Genomic DNA, 18,752 nt, shown 5'->3' with positions numbered 1-18,752 from the left:
TGGTTAAAAATTAATTAAAGATTAAGCACTTAACAAATCGTAAAGTCTTAAGCCCTTTTCTATCTGCAAAGCAAAATGCTTTTTGCATTCATTATATCGGTTAAAAATTTCGGCTGCCTTTTCGGCGTCTGAATAAACCTTCCAATAGCCCGAAAAAATACAGCCTTCTCCATTCCGTCTGTAATATTCCAAAACATCGTATACGGGATAACCCAAAAAAAGCCCTATCTCATGCGGAAAAGAACAGCATCTCTTACAATGCCTGTCTGCCTGCGAGCTGTGCATTCTGGATGCCAAAAGATTTAGCATATCTTCCAAACTCATCCCCGGCTCATACCCGAACATTAATAAAGCAGCTTGTACCCTTTCATCTTTAATCAAAGTCTCAAGAGAATCTTTTTTATATAAAAGAATCTGCACGCCCCGTTCACAGGCACACAACACTTTTAAGTAGAAACCCTTAGCTTCAAGCAAATCCTTATCAAGCAAAAAAAATTGCTTAAAATCCTCTGCCGATACTGAAATCAAATTCGAAGGTTTAATCCCTGCCAAACAAGGAGCACAAGAATAAGCTAAATTATATTCGATGTTAGCAATACTCAACATAAACCTATTTAAGCACAGATTTTAAATAATGTCAACTATTGCTTACTGAATATTTATCAAATTATAGACTTAATATTTTAAATTTTACTATTTGTTACAAGCAATTTCTATAATAATTATGAAAAGGGGAAAATTTTTTCTCTTTTTAAAAAAATTATGAGAGTTGAAAAATGAAGCAACTATTTAAAATAACCCTCCGCAATGACTACGCTTTTAAGCGCGTATTCGGAGTTGAAGAAAACAAAGATGTACTACAGGATTTATTGGAATGTGTCTTAGACATTCCGCGAGGTCTTGATAAAGGGGCCCATCAAAAAGCTCTTGAAACGGCTAAGGCTTTTAAGCAGTTTGGCTTTGATATCAATAAAATAGCCGAAGGAACAGGGCTTCCTGTTGAAGAAATAGAAGCCCTATAAGGATCTCCTTTGCCGCAATTAAATTACAGCTCAACCTTTTTATCGAATAACCAACTTGTAGCCGCAAAAAAACCGGCTGAAATAAGCATTGTCATAATTATTGTAACCAAATGAACCGGCAGCGGCTGAATATTTACAAAGTTATAATACTGGGAAGACATAAGTCTTAGGTCTATATACTGCACAAGATCCCATCTTGTACTTAAATAAGTTCCTAAGGCTATTATTCGTTCAAAAATTAAAATAAAAAGAATTACTGCAATAATTTGAGCTGCCATCTTTTTTCTTATAAAAGAACGGGTTAAAGCCTTAACAAACATAAAAGCCGTTCCTACAAGTAAAAATGCTGAAACCAATAATAAAACGCCGTAAAGAAAGGGAAGGAAATTCTGAACAAATATCTGATAGAATACATCCCCCAAAACAGATATAAGAGTTTGTCCGGCCTGTCCATAAAAAACAGCTTGCTGGGCTCCTATTACTATAAAAAATATACATGCAATCAAAGAGTATATTAAATATTCCACAAAACCTGCGAGAATTCGGCCTCCCAGTATAGCTTCGCTTCTTATAGGGATGGTAAGCATAAGGTAGTTGGTGTCCTTGTACAAAAGTTCATCTATATGCCCGTTGCTGCATGTAAAAAACATTACAAGGGGTATAAAGGCAAGGGCAAAAAAAGTTAAACCCAGCCACAGGTTTCCCGTCGTTCCCATTGAACTGAAAGGCGTCTTAAAAATACCTAATAGAACCATTGAGCCGATCGACAATACAATCATAGTTCCGCTTAAAATCAAAATAGTATTCAGCCTTCGCCTTATTTCATATTTAAAAATTCTTCCCATTTTATGCTCCAAAAACATCAAGATAGATTTGATAAATAGATTTGCCTCTTGTAGTACGCAAATCTTCCGCATCGCCTTCCAAAACAATCTCGCCTTCTTTTAAAAAGGCTACGTCATTAAATACATGTTCTATATCCGAAACCAGATGAGTTGTTATTAGGATTGCACTTTCTTCAGTCCATGTTTTGATTATAGTTTTAATAATCTGCTCTCTGGCTACAGGGTCTGTGCCGCCCAGCGGTTCATCCAAAATATACAGCTTTGAAGCCCTCGAAAAGGTAAGGCTTAAATTAAGTTTTTCGATCATACCTTTCGACATAGTTTTTACGGTCTGTTTTGGCTCCAGCTTCATAAATTTAAGCATTTCCAAGGCCTTGTTCTTATCAAAATCTTCAAAAAAATCGGCATAAAAATTAATGGCATCTTCCGAAGTCATCCAAGGATATACGACATTTTTATCCGGCAAAAAGGCTACAATCTTTTTTGTATCTATGCCGAATTCTTTTCCGCATACCTTAAAATTGCCGGCAGTCGGTTTTATAAGTCCGGCAATTATTTTTAAAAAGGTTGTTTTTCCCGAACCGTTCGGCCCCAAAAGGCCGTAGATTCTTCCGCTTTCTACCTTGAGACTGACATCATAAAGAGCAGTTTTTTTCCCCAAGTATGTCTTTTTTAAGTGTTCCGTTTCAAGTATTGTACTCATTTTTTTCTCCAAAAAAATTATTCTAGTTTTGCTTTTATAGACTCAATTATTTGTTCATCAGAAAACTTCAGATTCTTTAAGCCTTCGATAGCCGGCAAGATAATCTGATCCGCCATCTCTTCCGTCAATTTTCCTACCAAATCGGGCTCATTTACAACAAAACTGCCTAGTCCGCGTTTCGATTCCGTTATACCTTCACCTTCAAGCTGCTTATATACTCTGAATATCGTATTCGGATTTACATCCATCTCAACGGACATGTCGCTCATTGAAGGAATTTTATCCCCCGGTTTAAGCTCGCCATAGACAATTTTACATTTGATTTTTTCAACTATTTGTAAATATATCGGGCGATTTTGATCATATATAACTTTCACAAAAAAGAACCTCCGCAAAGTTTAAGTAAAACGACTCTTCTATCTGTCTATAATACTATAATTGCTAAACTGTGTCAAGGCCTTTTAAAACATTGTCTGTTTTTTGGAAGGTTTGAATCATTCTATCCGAAAAATTCATAACGGTTGTATAAACCTGATTTGTTTTTATATTTATATCGTTAAAGGCCTTATCCAGATCCTCGCTGCTTTTTGCCATAAACGAAATATTTTTTACCACCTCAATTACCGTTTTTCCTATTCCGGCAGAGCTTTCAACCGAAGCAGCGGCCAAGCGGCCCAATTCTTCGGCTACAACGGCAAAACCCTTTCCGGCGTCTCCGGCATGGGCTGCTTCGATGGCGGCATTCATACTAAGCATCTTTGTCTGCTCGGCAATGCCGGCTATAACCTCCGCCATTTCCTGTATATCCGCAATACTCTGATTTATATGGACGATTTTTTCGTAAGTGGATTTAAATAGTTTATGCCCGCCCTGGAAGGTATCGACAAGTTCTTGTGCGGCCTGAGCATCTTCTTGAGCTTCGGCAGCTTCCATCTGTATATCGGTCAAAAATACTTTTACCGTTTCACATTTTTCGGCTTTCTTTTCATCGCCTTGCTTCAATGACTCCTGCAGCTTCTTATATGAGGAACCCAGCTCACTATATTTTGCTTGCAGCTCATTATAGGCGCCGTTTAACTCGTCAGACATTTCTTTTAATTCTTTATAATCGTTTTGAAGCTTGAGATAAACGGGCGAACTTTCGATAGAAACAGGTGATTCTCCGATACGGACAGGGGCCGTTTCGGCATAAGAGCCTTGCACCATAACCGGCTGCAAGAGGCTTTTTTCGGGTACCTCGGCCGTTGCGTTGCTTATCGTAGCAGAGCTTATTGAAGCAGTTTTTAGCGGAGCGGCATTTACCGAAGTGTCGCTTATCGAAGAAGTGCTTGAACTTGGGCTTTGTACAGACAATATTTTATCTGCCGGCCCATCAGACGAAGATCTTGGCACCTCGGTTTTAGGCCCGACATGGAGCCTGAGCTTTGCTTTTTTAGCCCTTTCTCTTTCTATATAAAGTTTGTATATAACCGAAGAAACAAGCCAAGTTAAAAATACACCTATACCCCAGGCTAAAACAATCAATAAGACGGCAAGAGTCTTAGACCTTTTTTCCTGCTTTGTAAATCCGTCCTTATATTCTTTTCTAAGCCTTTCAAAACTGTTTTGTACGGCATCGAATTCCTTTAAAACAGGCATAAAGGCTTTTGCCGAAGAATCTCCGGTAAGTTCAAACTCCTGCCTCCAAGACTCTATACTTTTAAAAAGTTTATCATTTGAACTCTCATAATCATTGTATGCAAACCTTAAGTTAGAATCGCTTTTGTCGGCAGCTGAAAGTTTTTTTAAATTTTCAAAGGAATTAACGGTTTCCTTTATTTTTGCTTTAAGATTTTGAACCGAAAATTCCCCATCCTTGCTTGCGGTCCTGTACATATCCGCCTTTAAACTTGCAAGATAAAACCTGTACTCAAGTAGATAATCCGTCTTGAGTTGAAAATCCGACGAAGGTTTTGCAGCAATAAGAAAAGCCGCTCCTCCTATCCCTATCGCCAAAGCAATACCGCACAAAGAAAAAGCGATTTTTATGTAGTTTTTCATTCCAATGTCCTTTACATAATCCTTAAATACCCATACATTATAAAGTATGAAAATTTTGCATACCGCCGATCTGCATTTGGGGAAAAGCCTATATGAATCTCCCCAGATAGAAAGACAGAAAAAAATGCTCGATGATATTCATAAAATTCTTTTAAAAGACGATTATGCAGCCCTTATTATTGCAGGCGATATCTACGACCGTTCTATTCCTCCTGCAGAATATGTAGCTCTCTTCGATTCATTTTTATCCGCCGTCCATAAGGACTGTCCTGATACAGCCGTGTTTATCATACCCGGAAACCATGATTCCGCCGAAAGGCTCTCCTTCGGCTCCAAAATTTTAAGCTCGAGTAATATCCACATTGCTGCAGACATCGGCAAATTATGCTCACCTATCATTATAGCACAAAATGGAGAAAAAGTTCAATTTTTTTTAATGCCTTTTTTACATTTAGGCTCATTTTCCGAAGAAAATTCGGAGTTAAAGCTGACATCTCAGTCCGAGATGGCTCAAGAAGCCTCCCGCCGCTTAAAAGAAGCTGTAGACCCCTCAATGCCTTCGGTTTTGGCCGCCCATATTTTTACCCTAAATGGAGAAAGCTCCTCATCCGAAAGAGCTTTTTTAGGCACTGCTGAGTATGTTTCGCCCGCCTTATTTGATTTTTTTACCTATACGGCCTTGGGCCACTTACACAAAATGCAGAAAGTTACCGACAGGATGTACTATTCCGGAGCCCCCCTGACATACGCCTTCGATGAATGTTCAACCGAAAAGGTTGTCCTATCCGTAGATATAGACTGTAAAACGCAAGGCTTCCCGGTAAGAGTCGAAAAAATTCCGATTAGCCCATTGCGGAAGATGAGCCGTCTAGAGGGCAGTTTTTTCGAATTTTTCAATACCGACAAATTCGATGCCTATAAAGACGATTTTTTAGAAATAAATCTTACAGGTTCCGCCGTCATTCAAAGCCCGATGAGCCTTTTACAGCAAAAATTTCCATATCTTTTAAACCTGCATCAAGAAGCTGTCGCCGCCGAATTAAAAGACGAGGAGCAAATTCATATATTAAAAAAGAATATTGAAGACGAAGATGTCATCTTCGAAAACTTTATGCTTTTTGAAAAGGCCATAGATGAAGAGCCCTCCGCAAAAAAACAGGAGCTTTTCAAAAGCCTTTGCAAAGAGCAGTTTACATAAGAGACATTACCGGAGGAATAAATTTGAAGCCTGAAATTTTAATACTAACCAATATAGGCCCCTTTCGAGGAACTCACACAATAGATTTTAGCCTCATGGATTCTATTTTTTTGGTCTGCGGAAAAACCGGTGCCGGAAAAACAACCATCTTCGATGCAATCTCTTATGCCTTTTATTCAAAGCCTTTAGGGAGCCGCTCCCAAATTACCCGCAGCCTCCGCAGTCAGTTTGCCCCCGAAGAGGAAACGGCCGAGGTTGAGCTTATCTTTACTATGGGACCTGCCAAATACAGGATTTTTAGAAGGCTCCCTTTTTTACGCCCGGGAAAGAAAAACGAAAGCCCTGAAGAATCGGCCCTAGCTCAATGGGACGGCAAAACTTGGAAAGATTTAAGCTCTACAAATAAGCGGGACACGGATAAAAAAATATTGAACATAATAAACCTAAACGAAAAAGAATTTGCCCGTATTGTCCTCCTCCCCCAAGGCGAATTCGCCGCTTTTTTACGCGAAAACTCAAGCCAAAAAAAAGAAACCCTTGAAGAGCTTTTTCCGATTTCACGCTACACCAAAATAATGGAAAACCTAAAGGAAAGAGAAAAAGCAGAGTCCTATAAGATAAAAAACACGCAAGATGCCCTTGAAGCCCTCGGCAAAGAATTCGATGCCGATTCCTATCCTTCAAAAAAAGAAAGTTTTGAAAAAGAGATAGAACTTATCAAAAAAAATTATAACAAAATATCAAAAAAAATCGAGGAAAAAATCTCCGAAAAAGAACAGGCAAAGGTTCTCAAAGAAAAAAAAGAAGAACTTGCAACAATAAAAACAAGGCTTGAAAATCTCAATGCCCATAAACAAGAAATAGGCCTGATGGAAGAAGCTGTCGAAAAAGCCCGCAGAGCCTCCTCTCTTGCAGCGCTTGCCGATTCCGTAAAAAAACTGAAAAACAACATAGCCGAATATAAAGCCGACATCGAAAAAAAGATAAAAGACTTAAATGCCGTAACCCAAGTTTTGGATTCTCTTAAAGCACAAGAAAAAGAAATCGAAACCGAAAAAGAAAACAATACGGCCCTAAAACAAAGCCTCGACCGCCTCAAAAGGGCTGCCGAGGTATACAAAGAAATAGAAGAACGCTCTTATGAAAAAAAAGGTCTTTCTTTACAAAAAAAAGAAAACACCGAAAAACTTGCTCAAACCGAAAAAAACATTCAGGAACTAAAAGACAAAGTTTCGGAATACCTTGAAATAATCAGCGAACTCGATAACAGAAAGGAAATGGCTGAAACCTCAACCCAAAAACTTTCTTACCTAAAAAGACTTTTTGATATTGCGGTAAAAAAAGAAAAGGCCTCAAAGCTCTACACAACCCATAAGGCGGCCGCCGAAAAAAACTACAACGATTTACAGCTAATTTTAAAGGACATCGAAATCGAAAAAGAGCTTTTTGAAAAACTTAAAAAAGAAAAAAGAGATTTGGAAATAAACGCAGAAGCCTCTGCCCTTGCCGTTCACTTAAAAGACGGTGAGCCATGCCCTGTCTGCGGCTCAATCCATCATCCTTCCCCCGCCGTCGAAAATACGGAAAGTATTTTTTCGCTGGACGAAAAAATACAAAAATGTGAACGCAGCATCGAAAAGTTTAATCACGATAAGGAGAACTTCAGCAACAGCCTCACAGCCCGCAATAAAGATGCAGACTGGCACAAGGAGCAGCTGGCGGAGCTTGACCGGTCTTTTTTCAATCTGAATGAAGAATTTAAAAACGCTTCCTTTATTTTTAAAGAGATGCCCTCAGAAAAAACAGTAGAAGACCTCCTTCCGCAAGCCGGAAAGGAAGCCGAAAAAGACGCCCTTCTTTTTAAAGAAGCCCAAACCGCAAATACTTTAAAAATAAATTTGGAGCAAAAGCTTTCTTCTATCCAAACCCAAAAAGAAACTCTAACAGAAGCTCTTACAAATATCAAGATAAAAGAAAGCGAGTTAAACACAATCCTCCATGAAAAGAAAAAGCAATATGACGATGCCTTTAAGTCTATCCCCTACGATATCCAAAAAGAAAATATAGATGACACTATCGAGGGCTGTACTGAAATGATTTTTGCCTCCGACCGCAAAATCAGCGGTTATGAGGAAAGGCTCAAAGAAAACAATGACCGCCATACAAGCGTAAAGGCCGGGCTTATTCAAAGACAGGAGCAGTTGGCCAAGTGGGAAAAATCTTTATTGGAAGAAGAAGAAAATTTAAAAGATTCTTTTGAGCGTAAAGGCTTTTCCTCCTTAAAAGAGCTTTTAGATTCTATTTTACTTGAAGAAAAAATCGCCGATTTTGAAGAAACCATAACAAAATTTAGAGAAGAAAAGATAACCTTGGAACATTCCGCTGCCGGCCTCGAAAAAGATATTGAAGGAAAAACTTTTATTCAACCCGAAAAGATTGAAGACGAAATTATAATCTTGCAAAAAAATCTTGATGAAGAGCAAGACCGCCTTGCAGAAATAAAAAGTTCCTTCGACAAACTCAAAGACCTTTTTGAAAGACGACAGAGCCTTTTAAACGAATTAAAACAAAGAGCCGAAGAAGCTCAACTTATAACCGAGCTTTCTTTAAGTTTAAACGGCAGCAATAAATACAAACTGAAATTCGATATTTGGATGCTCTCGGCCTTTTTGCGCGAAATAATCGTCTATGCCAACACCCGCCTTGAACGCATGAGCGGCGGACGCTATGTCTTAAAGCTGAGCAAGGAGCTTTCGGGCAACAATCTTTCAGGATTGGACATGGAAATTTATGATGCCTATACGGGCGGCATCCGCCCTACAGCCAGTCTTTCGGGAGGAGAAACCTTTATGGTTTCCATAAGCCTTGCTCTCGGTCTTGCCGACTCCATTCAAACAAGAAGCGGAGGCATAAGATTGGATTCAATGTTTATTGATGAAGGCTTCGGCAGCCTCGATGAAGCAAGCCTTGAAAACGCCATAAGCATTCTCGATGAGGTAAGGGGCAACCGCATGGTCGGTATAATTTCCCATGTCAGCGAGCTAAAAACCCGCATCCCCCAAAAAATCGAAATAGAAAAAACCGCCAACGGCTCGGCAATAAAAATAAGAGGTTAAACATTCCCTGCTGGAAATTTTCTCTTTTTTGTGATATAGTACCGCTATATCGTTTATAAGGCTTTTTCGGGAGAAATTTATGTCGATTTTTCAAGCTATTATTTTAGGGGCGGTTCAAGGCTTAGCCGAATTTCTGCCTATTTCAAGCTCAGGCCATTTGGCAATTGTAGAATATTTTTTTAAACAAGAAGACCTTCCTATCCTCTTTGATATTCTCCTGCATGTCGCAACCCTTGCAGCTGTCTGTACGGTTTTTGCAAAAAGAATTGCCGGCCTTTTTTGCGTTTTAGGCCGATTTATCATCAGAAAATCCAAGCCTGAAGATAAGGACGATCTTATGATGATAACAGCCATTATGGTTGCAACCGCAGTAACAGGAGTAATAGGCCTTTTATTAAAAGATTGGGTAAAAACCATCGATATTCGTCTAATACCCCTCTTCTTTATCATAACAGGGCTCCTTTTAATCGCATCTTCTAAGATAAAACACAATAAACCGGCAAAAAACGTAACTATCCTTACGGCAGCTATTACAGGCCTTGCTCAAGGCATAGGAGTTATCCCCGGTATTTCGCGTTCGGGCAGCACCATTTCGGCCTCTCTTTTTGCAGGTCTTGATAGGGAAAAGGCCGGAGAATTTTCCTTTTTATTATCAATACCGGCAATTCTTGCTGCATTTATACTTGAAATCAAATCTGCCGATAATCTTCTTGCAGGTGTAAGCCCTATAAGCCTAATAGCCGGAATGCTAAGCGCCTTTGTTGTAGGTTATTTTTCTCTCCGGTTTTTACTTAAACTTATAAAAAACGGAAAGCTTATGTACTTTGCTTTCTATCTGATTCCGCTGGGACTCGGTCTTAGTATTTATTTTTGGGGTTTTGCCGGATAATTTTTACGTTTTCGGAGTTAAAATTTGATAGAAGAATCAAAATATAGGGTCATATCAATTACTTTGGGTATTTTAATTTTTATGATCTCAATCTACATAGCCTTGGCGGTTCTCTTACCTATTTTCGGTTTTAAAGGTTATATATTCCCCTTTGAAACAATAGGCACGGTTCTTTTTTCCACATATAAATTTTCTTCTTTGCTGATACCTATTATTCTTCTTTATTCTTCAATTTTATTGATGATTCCCGGCTGGTCTCTTCATTCAAAATTTTTATTGTCATTTATGCCGGTATATTTTTTAACCTGTGTTATGGGAGAGCACCTAGTTTATTTTTTACTTCCCAAAATTGAAAATAACACCGTTCAAGAATTTACAAAAATTGCCGTAACTCTTGCAACAGGCCTTTTACTCTTGATGGAGGTATTCCTTACACTTATATTAAGTGAAAAGATCCATCAAAAAGCCTCTGTTCAGCCTGAAAGAAAAGACGAATTAGAGGATATCATAGGCGACAGCTATTCTTCTTCGGAAACGTCCATGGTTTTCGGAGAAGTAAATGAAACGGTAAAAACAGAATTTTGGCTAAAATCAAATACAAAGGCAGGCCCCGATGCCGACAGGCAAACTATGTTGGAGGCCGTCTTTACACGAAGTCAGTTTATAAAATCTCAGCTAAATAGCAGAACAGAAGAACCAAAAGAAGCCCCCCCTCTTAAAGACATAGATGCAGATATACAGGTAGACATAGGAAGCGCAGCTCCTGAAGAATCCAAAAAAAGCCTTATAGAATCTCTTGTCGTAATAGAAGATATGAACACTGAACAGGACTTGGAAGAACTTAGCTCTATAGATGACGGTAAAGATGAAGTATTTTTATCATCTTCAGAAGAAGAAAGCGATGAGAATGACCTTACTGAATACGCTGAATTTGAACAGCCTGAAATTGCTGAAGACGACGATCTTGAAAATGATGATGATTCTGAAAATACCGATGTTGGCGATATCGATGCTGATGATGACAATAAAGATGAAGGAGAGACACCTCCTTCAGAAGAATTAAGTGAAGATATAGAAATCAGTGCAGCCCAGCCCTTAAAACCGAAAAAAGACTCCAAGGATAAAAAAAAGGGCTACCACATTCCTTATGACCTATTAACAAAATATCCCGGAAACGAATACTGGATAGTTGACGATTCAACCAGAAAAGCCGCCATAGCCTTAAAAAACACCTTCGAAGAATTTAATATAGCAATTGAAATTACAGGTATAAGGAAGGGTCCTGTAGTTACCATGTTTGAAGTCTTGCCTCCTCCGGGAATAAAACTGGGTAAAATCACAGCTCTTCAAGATAATATAGCCCTCCGCCTTGCTGCTCAAAGCGTCCGAATTGTCGCCCCCATTCCGGGAAAACAAGCTGTCGGTATTGAAGTTCCTAACGAATCAAGGGCAATAGTCGGTTTTAGAGAACTAATCGAAACTCAAATTCCCGAAACCGAAAAAATGGGCATACCTATCGTTCTTGGAAAAGATGTAACGGGAGAACCTCAAACCTTGGACCTTTGTCAGACTCCTCATCTTTTGATAGCAGGTGCTACCGGTTCAGGTAAATCCGTTTGTGTAAACTCCATTATTCTTTCAATTCTTTATAATAAGAGCCCCGAAGAGGTAAAGCTCCTCTTGGTTGACCCAAAGATAGTAGAGCTTAAACTTTATAACGGCATCGGCCATTTATTGACTCCCGTTATTACGGAACCCAAAAGAGCTCTTCAAGGCTTGCAGTACTGTATCTGCGAAATGGAAAGGCGCTATGCGATGCTTGACTCCATGAGCGTTCGCGATATTAAAAGCTACAATAAAAAGATAAAACGAGAAAAGATTGCAGCCGAACCGCTGCCCTACATCGTAATAATAATTGACGAATTCGCCGACCTTATGTCTACTACAGGAAAGGAACTTGAAGCTACCGTTTCAAGGCTCTGTGCTATGAGCCGTGCCGTAGGTATTCACTTGGTACTTGCAACCCAGAGGCCCTCGACCAATGTAATTACAGGTTTAATTAAAGCAAACATTCCAAGCAGGATAGCCTTTATGGTCGCCTCCCGTGTAGACAGCCAAATTATCCTCGATAACATCGGAGCCGAAAAGCTTTTAGGAAAGGGTGACATGCTCTACGTAAGTACAACCAAACCCTTCCCTGCCCGAATCCAAGGAACCTTTGTTTCCGATGATGAGGTAGAGCAAGTCGTGGAATGTGTAAAAACCTTCGGAGAACCCGATTACATAGATGACGAAATATTTGTAGACGATGAAGAATATTCGCAAGGAACCCTCTTCGGAGAAGAAAGCGATCCGCTCTATGATGAAGCTTTAGAGATTGTTTTGGCAGAAGGAAAAGCCTCAGCCTCTTACATTCAAAGGCGGCTTAAAATAGGCTATAATCGTGCTGCACGAATAGTAGAAGAAATGGAAGAACGCGGAGTAGTCGGTCCTGCCAACGGTTCAAAACCGAGGGAAGTAATTACGCATTCTTAAAAATAATTATATGAGGTAAGATTTATGATTGATAATGCTTTATTTTCAGACTTTTATGAATTGACAATGGCTCAAGGTTTTTGGAAAAAAGGAAATAACACAAAAACCGTTTTTGAAATGTTTTTTAGATCAAATCCTTTTAAGGGAGGCTATTCCGTCTTTGCAGGCCTTGAACCCCTCTTAAAAACCATTCAAAATTTTCACTTTGAAAAAAGCGATATAGACTGGCTTAAGTCTTTAGGAATATTTGAAAAAGATTTTTTAGAATATATTGCCGGTTTTAAATTCTCGGGTAATATTTGGGCAATGAAAGAAGGCTCTCTTGTTTTTCCGAATGAACCCTTAATCCGTATTGAAGCTGATACGGTCGAAGCCTTGCTCCTGGAAGGTCTCATTTTAAACATGATAAATTTCCAAACTCTTATAGCAACCAAAACAGCCCGAATTTGGCTGGCCTCAAAAAAGGGAACTATAATGGAATTCGGCCTCCGGCGAGCTCAAGGCAATGACGGTGCTATGAGTGCAACAAGAGCTGCCTACATAGGCGGAGCCTTCGGCACAAGCAATTCCCTTGCTGCCAAGGAACTCGGCATACCTGCCCTCGGAACAATGGCTCACTCATGGATAATGTCTTTTAAAAGCGAAGAGGATGCCTTTCAGGCCTATGCCGACATGTATCCCGACAATTCAATATTTTTAATAGATACTTATGATACGCTCCGATCGGGTATTGTAAACGCTATCAAGGTAGGAAAGCGTTTGCAAGAAAAGGGGAAAAACTTCGGTGTCCGCCTTGATTCAGGCGATATTTATTATTTGAGTAAGGATGTGCGGAAGCGGCTTGATGAAGCAGGTTGTACTAAAGCAAAGATTTCCGTTTCAAACGAACTGACGGAAGAAATTGTAGAATCCCTTGTTCAAAATAATGCTCCTATAGATTCTTGGGGAGTAGGTACTCACATGGTTACAGGCGGAAATGAGGCATCCCTTACAGGCGTATACAAAATGGCAGCCCGCAAGAGTTTAGGAGAAACGGAATGGACTCCTGTTATGAAATTTTCGGATAATCCCGCAAAGATGACTAACCCTGCATGTAAACAGGTTTGGCGCCTATACAATCCCGACGGAACCTTTAAGGCTGATGTGTTGACCCTTGAAGAGGAAAAAATTGAAGAGGGTGTGGAGCAGACTTTTTATCACCCTGCAAACGATTATCAGAATTTTACCTTTACACCGACAAAGGTTGAAGCTCTTTTAGAAAAACGTATTGAAAACGGCAAGGCTGTCGGCAAGGCTCCAAGTCTTAAAGAAATCAAAGCCTATGCTGAAAAACAGCTCGACAGTTTGGACTACACTTCAAAGCGCCTTTTAAACCCTCACATATACAAGGTTTCTTTAAGCGAAAAGATGAGGGATTTAAAACAGCAACTGATAAAAAATAAACCGGTTTTTAAAAACTGATATCGATGATAAAAAAAATTGATTATACTTAATCATAAAAAACGCCTATTAAGATATTTAATCCTAATAGGCGTTTTTAAAATTTAAGATAAATTCTTACAAAACGTATTTTAGCAAATTTTGCCGCCAGAAACCTTTATGTCGGAATTATTTTGGACAATAGCTTCGATTGCAAGCTCAATTCCTTTTACAATCATCTCCAAACTCATTGAAGGCGTTAAGGCCGGCTTTCCGATAACCTGTTCGGGTAAAAACGGAATATGAATAAAACCGCTTTTCATCGGTTTGCCCTGAGCCGTTCTTGCCGCAGCAATATGAGCTACACCGTAACAGACATGATTGCATATAAAGGTTCCTGCCGTATTCGATATTGAAGCAGGTATTTTACCGGCTTTTATCTTTTCGACTATAGCCTTAATGGGCAGAGTAACAAAGTAGGCGGCAGGCCCGTCTTTTACAACGGGTTCATCAATTGGCTGATTACCTTCATTATCGGGAATTCGGCAATCATCAATATTTATACCTATTCTTTCTACCGAAATATCGGCCCGGTTTCCGGCTTGACCGATACTTAAAACCACATCAGGGTTTTCTTTTTCGATCATTTCTTTTATCTTTGCTACTGATTTTCCGATAACTGTCGGAATTTCCAGCTTTATAATTTTTGCTCCCAAAATTTCATTGGGAAGAAGTTTAATTGTTTCAAGGGCCGGATTAATCTTTTCACCGCCGAAAGGATCAAAACCGGTAACTAAAATTTTCATTTATCTCCTCACTAATTTTAAAAAGCAAATATCAACATCAAAATAATATGAACAATAATCAAAGCAAAGGACATAAGGGCTTGAGCCTTAATCAATGTATATTTATTTTTAGTTTCCAAAATTGCGGCAGGAACAATGTTAAAGTTTGCAGCCATAGGTGTTAAAAGCGTACCGCAGTATCCGCAAGTCATACCTAAGGCTCCTACAACAGCAGGATTTCCGCCTTGAGCAATTACAAAGGGAACACCTACACCGATTGTGATAACGGTAAAGGCGGCAAAAGCATTTCCCATAATCATCGTAAAGATTACCATTCCAAGACAATAAGCGATAACACCCAGTACGGGAACACCCTGAGGAACAATACCGCTTGCAAAATGACCGATTATCTTACCTATTCCGGCTGTTGCAAAGATTGCACCCAAAACACCGAGGAGCTGAGGGAGTAAACTTGAAGAGCCTACCTGCATGAGCATCTTTGAAGTATCGTTGATTGTATCTTTCATTTTCGGCTTAGTTAAAATTATTGCAAAAATAAGGGCAACTATCGAAGCAAGGCCTACAACTTGTGCAGTAGAAAAGCCGAAGATTATTTCTTTTCCGGCAGCATTTGTTCCAAGTGAAATTTTAAAGCTCTTCATTTGAGCCAATAACATCGCAACAACACCTATCAAAACGGCAGGAATAAAAATCTTGTTGCCGACCTTTTTTGAATTTTCGGTAATCTCTTCTTTTGTTGCCGACTTAATATCCGCAACTTTTACTTGTTTTGTAAGAGTAAAACCGCCCAAAACAAAGAGTAAGCCTCCGATAATGGCTCCTCCGTAAGGTACATTAAGAACGATAACTTTACCGAACATAAACAAAAGACCTAAGATTCCCCAGAACAAGAATGTTCCGATAGGGTTCTTTTTATCTTTTAAGGAGATTACGGCTGTGATAATTGAAACAAGACCGCAAAGGCCGTAAACGATTTCATCTATAACCATTGTATTATTTTGAATAAAACTAAACATCTGCCTTTTCTCCTTTTCTAAGTGATTTTTCAAAGAGCCAGCACTGTAGTAAGGCTATAAGAACCATTGCAACACCGGCAAAGATTGAGTACTTAGCTACATCAGTATTTGTAATATCAAGACCTTGTTCCTTGAGAGTTCCTGTAATTAAAAGAACACCTGATGCAACAGGGAAAATATTTTGACCGAAAAAGTTTCCATAGTTTTCGGAAGCTCCTGCGAGCCCCTTAATTTTTTCGATATCGTCTTCGGTAAGCTTTACATGTTTTTGAGCAGCTCCTTCAGCCATGGGGAGGATTAAAGGTCTGATAAACTGAACATGGCCGCCCAATCTAATAGAAAATGCAGAAGCAATTGTTCTTATAAGAATGTAGAGCCAAATAACCATACCGGCACTAGCTCCCTTTATCTTTTTAATAAAGTCTGCAGCACGTTCTTTTAAACCGTAACGCTCCATAATAGCGATTACAGGAAAAGAAATAAAAAACAAGCTCATGTAACGGTTGTTGACAAAACCTGTACCTATTGCATTAAGGACTTCAACGAATCCCATCTTTGCAATCAAGCCTGTTACAAGGCCTGAAATCAAAACAACTGCAACTACGTCGAGTTTTAAAATAAAACCGGCGATAATAATTGCAACGCCTATTAAAACCAAATAATTCATACAATTCTCCTTTTATTGGTTTATGTCCGGCGTATTTTACCAAAAAAATAAAGGTTTGTCTATTATAAATAATTACACTTTGAATTTAGAAACTTCTTCCGTAAGGTTTTGAATACTGGCCTTATTCTTTTGGCTTATCTCATTTACTTCCTGTACGGCATTGCTAATCTGTACCGCGCCGGAGGCCATCTCATTCATGCTGTCAGTTATAACGCGGGTCAGACCATCCAGTTTTTGCATCTCCTCAGCAACACTCTCCCCTCCTTTCAGCATTTCTTCAGAGCCTGCCTGCACTTCAACCGTTACCGTGTTGATACCCTTAATGGCAGACAAAACTTCCTTACTTCCTTTCTCTTGCTCATGCATAGCTTCGGTAAGAGTGTCACTCATCGATTTAACTTGCTCGGCCAAATTAAAAATAGCGTTAAATTTTTCCTCTACGGTTTTCGACGAAGCGGAAAGAGCCTCTATTTCACCCGAAAGAGCTTTAAGCGTTGCAGTTATTGTTTTGCCCTGTGCGGAAGACTCTTCTGCAAGCTTTCGGATTTCATCGGCTACAACGGCAAAACCTTTGCCTGCTTCTCCTGCATGAGCGGCCTCAATAGCGGCGTTCATTGCCAATAGGTTTGTTTGGCTTGCAATGTGCTGGATAACGCTTGAGGCTTCCAATAGACTGCCCGACTCTTCCGTTATTTTCTGCGTAACGCTGTTAGCACCTGAAAGTGTTTCCTTGCCGTCGGCGGTAGCGGAAGCCAGCGTTTTTATAACGCCATCGGTTTTACCAAGTGTCTGCGTGATGGATGCAATATTCGCAACCATCTGTTCGATTGAAGCGGAGGATTCGGCGACGCTGGCAGCCTGATTTTCGATACTTCCGTTTAGTTGTTTAATCGTACGGACAATTTCTTCAATGGTTGCAGCCGTTTCGGTAACACTTGCTGCTTGGGTAAGAGCCTGTTGCTTTACTCCGTTTATGTTGGCGCTTATCTCGTGTACGGCGCTGGCGGTTTCGGTCATATTCGATGCAAGCTCGTTGCCGATATTTTCCATATCGACGCTGTTAAGACCTACTTGCTTAATCGATGAGCCTATCTTCGAAATAGTCTGATTAAAGTATTCTGAGAGGTCGGTTATTTCATCATTGCCGTGTACAGGAAGGCGTACCGTTAAATCTCCTTCACCCTCTGCGATGTCTTTAAGTGCGGAAACGATAGCCGTTATGGGTTTAATCAATGCAAGGGCTACAAAGAAAACGATGACCAGTGCAATAGATATAACCACTATTCCGATACCGAACACCGACCTACGCAAAGTATTAACTGCTCCCATAAACTCATTTACCGGTGCGCGGATAATAACAGACCAACCAGTGGTTTTCATTGTGGCAAAAGAGGCTATGTAAGATACTCCTTGGTATGTGTAATAGCCGACCTCGCTTTCGTCGGTATCCCAAACGTATTCCAAAAAATCGGCACACGAAGTAAGCTCTTTGTCCGTTTTTGCCAGCTCAATAATGCTCACTTGATTTCTAACCAGTTCGATATCTTTATCCGCAATAATGTTGGTAGTATCTCCCATTATATAGCAATTACCTGTTTTGCCCACAACTATATCTTTAATCTGTTCAGAAAGCCAAGCCCCGTCAAAATCCGCACTCAGAACGCCGATAATTTGATGATTATCATCGTAAATCGGAACAGCAATAACTTGGATAAATTTTTGTGTCGTCCTTGAAAAAAGCGGTTCGGAAAGAAACGCTTTTCCGTTTCGTGCCGCTTTGAACCACTCCCGATCACCGACATTAGCATGGCCGTTAATACTGTGGAGCGTGCCGTCAAGTTCGCTAAAATCCAATTCATGAAGGGCTGCATTAAATGCAGCCTGTTCCTTCAACAGTTCTACTTTTTCAGCATTTGAAATGGAAGCATCGCTGAACATAGGCATACGCGCTATACCTTCAAGGAATTGCTGAACTGCGGTAATGCGCCCGTCAATAATTTCGGCGACATCAGTCGCCTTGTCGATTAAGTGTATTTCGACCTTTTCGGCAACGGCATTACGAGCGATACGGGTTGCAAGAAACCCTTCCACCGAAGCAGCTATGGCTATTAATAGACCAAAAACTATGATCAGTTTGTAGCGGATTGAAAAACGTTTTTTCATCTATGATACTCCTCTTTTAGATTGACAGGTCTCAATCCAAGACATGATATATATCTTATTAAAGAGCTGTAGCTATTTAAAAATATTTGGTCAGAGGCATCCCTCGGCTGCCGGGCTTCGAATTTTATCAGGCACGCACGTTTTATGCCAAGTATTTTTGAAAAACTTTTTGCACTTTTTTTGTGAGAAGACTTGTAATTGATGTTGAAGTACTTCTCTATCATTGTTATAAAGTATACCATGACTTCCCGTATACTGCAAGCTTTAAAAGAATTTTTTTTAGTTTTTCTGAACTTTTAAGCACTTACTTGAAAATATTATAGAAAAATAAAA

The 18,752-nt window shown here is 39.6% G+C and carries 14 protein-coding genes and 2 pseudogenes; 7 read left to right on the top strand and 9 right to left on the bottom strand.

Translation table 11 applies throughout. From position 1 onward, the window contains the following. Positions 1 to 21 precede the first annotated feature (21 nt). Positions 22 to 606, bottom strand: a complete 585-nt coding sequence (locus HGJ18_RS11925) for a DUF3793 family protein (RefSeq protein ID WP_253696732.1) — start codon at positions 604 to 606, stop codon at positions 22 to 24. Between the two features lie 170 nt (positions 607 to 776). Here HGJ18_RS11925 and HGJ18_RS12900 point away from each other — a divergent pair. Both HGJ18_RS12900 and HGJ18_RS12935 read left to right on the top strand, forming a co-directional pair. Beyond that, positions 777 to 893 (top strand): annotated as a pseudogene (locus HGJ18_RS12900) (PD-(D/E)XK nuclease family transposase); the annotation flags it as partial. A 3-nt stretch (positions 894 to 896) separates the two neighbouring features. Continuing rightward, positions 897 to 1,022 (top strand): annotated as a pseudogene (locus HGJ18_RS12935) (Rpn family recombination-promoting nuclease/putative transposase); the annotation flags it as partial. A gap of 23 nt (positions 1,023 to 1,045) precedes the next feature. Here HGJ18_RS12935 and HGJ18_RS11915 read toward each other — a convergent pair. The 4 genes from HGJ18_RS11915 to HGJ18_RS11900 form a co-directional block, all read right to left on the bottom strand. Further along, positions 1,046 to 1,867: a hypothetical protein gene (locus tag HGJ18_RS11915; RefSeq protein ID WP_253696730.1), complete on the bottom strand. Its 822-nt coding sequence runs from the start codon at positions 1,865 to 1,867 to the stop codon at positions 1,046 to 1,048. 1 nt (position 1,868) lies between these two features. Continuing rightward, entirely contained in the window at positions 1,869 to 2,570 is a 702-nt protein-coding gene (locus HGJ18_RS11910) for an ABC transporter ATP-binding protein (protein WP_002687566.1), read from the bottom strand. A gap of 17 nt (positions 2,571 to 2,587) precedes the next feature. Then, positions 2,588 to 2,947, bottom strand: a complete 360-nt coding sequence (locus HGJ18_RS11905; RefSeq protein ID WP_253696728.1) for a GntR family transcriptional regulator — start codon at positions 2,945 to 2,947, stop codon at positions 2,588 to 2,590. 64 nt (positions 2,948 to 3,011) lie between these two features. Beyond that, the gene (locus HGJ18_RS11900; RefSeq protein WP_253696727.1) at positions 3,012 to 4,610 is read right to left on the bottom strand and encodes a methyl-accepting chemotaxis protein; all 1,599 of its coding nucleotides are present in this window, start codon (positions 4,608 to 4,610) and stop codon (positions 3,012 to 3,014) included. Between the two features lie 46 nt (positions 4,611 to 4,656). On the opposite strand from HGJ18_RS11900, the gene sbcD reads away from it, so the two are divergent. The 5 genes from sbcD to HGJ18_RS11875 all read left to right on the top strand — a co-directional run bounded on the left by sbcD (position 4,657) and on the right by HGJ18_RS11875 (position 13,809). After that, a complete protein-coding gene (gene sbcD, locus HGJ18_RS11895; RefSeq protein ID WP_253696724.1) occupies positions 4,657 to 5,808 on the top strand; it encodes an exonuclease subunit SbcD in 1,152 nt (383 codons plus the stop codon). 23 nt (positions 5,809 to 5,831) lie between these two features. Continuing rightward, the gene (locus tag HGJ18_RS11890) at positions 5,832 to 8,924 is read left to right on the top strand and encodes an AAA family ATPase (RefSeq protein WP_253696723.1); all 3,093 of its coding nucleotides are present in this window, start codon (positions 5,832 to 5,834) and stop codon (positions 8,922 to 8,924) included. A gap of 79 nt (positions 8,925 to 9,003) precedes the next feature. After that, a complete protein-coding gene (gene uppP, locus HGJ18_RS11885) occupies positions 9,004 to 9,813 on the top strand; it encodes an undecaprenyl-diphosphatase UppP (RefSeq protein WP_253696722.1) in 810 nt (269 codons plus the stop codon). Between the two features lie 24 nt (positions 9,814 to 9,837). Then, positions 9,838 to 12,348 (top strand): DNA translocase FtsK, encoded by a 2,511-nt coding sequence (locus HGJ18_RS11880; protein WP_253696720.1) that lies wholly within the window; start codon positions 9,838 to 9,840, stop codon positions 12,346 to 12,348. Positions 12,349 to 12,372: 24 nt separating this feature from the next. Continuing rightward, on the top strand, positions 12,373 to 13,809 hold the full coding sequence (locus HGJ18_RS11875; protein WP_253696718.1) for a nicotinate phosphoribosyltransferase: 1,437 nt from the start codon (positions 12,373 to 12,375) through the stop codon (positions 13,807 to 13,809). A gap of 110 nt (positions 13,810 to 13,919) precedes the next feature. On the opposite strand, the gene pcp is transcribed toward HGJ18_RS11875, so the two are convergent. The 4 genes from pcp to HGJ18_RS11855 form a co-directional block, all read right to left on the bottom strand. After that, positions 13,920 to 14,573: a pyroglutamyl-peptidase I gene (gene pcp / locus HGJ18_RS11870; RefSeq protein ID WP_010688983.1), complete on the bottom strand. Its 654-nt coding sequence runs from the start codon at positions 14,571 to 14,573 to the stop codon at positions 13,920 to 13,922. A 17-nt stretch (positions 14,574 to 14,590) separates the two neighbouring features. Then, positions 14,591 to 15,589: a DUF979 domain-containing protein gene (locus HGJ18_RS11865; protein ID WP_253696717.1), complete on the bottom strand. Its 999-nt coding sequence runs from the start codon at positions 15,587 to 15,589 to the stop codon at positions 14,591 to 14,593. Then, on the bottom strand, positions 15,582 to 16,256 hold the full coding sequence (locus tag HGJ18_RS11860) for a DUF969 domain-containing protein (protein WP_253696715.1): 675 nt from the start codon (positions 16,254 to 16,256) through the stop codon (positions 15,582 to 15,584). Before HGJ18_RS11860 ends, HGJ18_RS11865 begins: the two co-directional genes overlap by 8 nt. Before the next feature lie 72 nt (positions 16,257 to 16,328). Then, complete coding sequence (locus HGJ18_RS11855) at positions 16,329 to 18,419, bottom strand: methyl-accepting chemotaxis protein (RefSeq protein WP_253696713.1); 2,091 nt, start codon at positions 18,417 to 18,419, stop codon at positions 16,329 to 16,331. Positions 18,420 to 18,752: the final 333 nt, after the last annotated feature.

The sequence above is a fragment of the Treponema denticola genome (assembly GCF_024181405.1).
Lineage (GTDB): Bacteria > Spirochaetota > Spirochaetia > Treponematales > Treponemataceae > Treponema_B > Treponema_B denticola_D.
The sequence above is the reverse complement of the archived record's forward strand: the minus strand, read 5'-3'. Positions and strand labels throughout refer to the sequence as shown.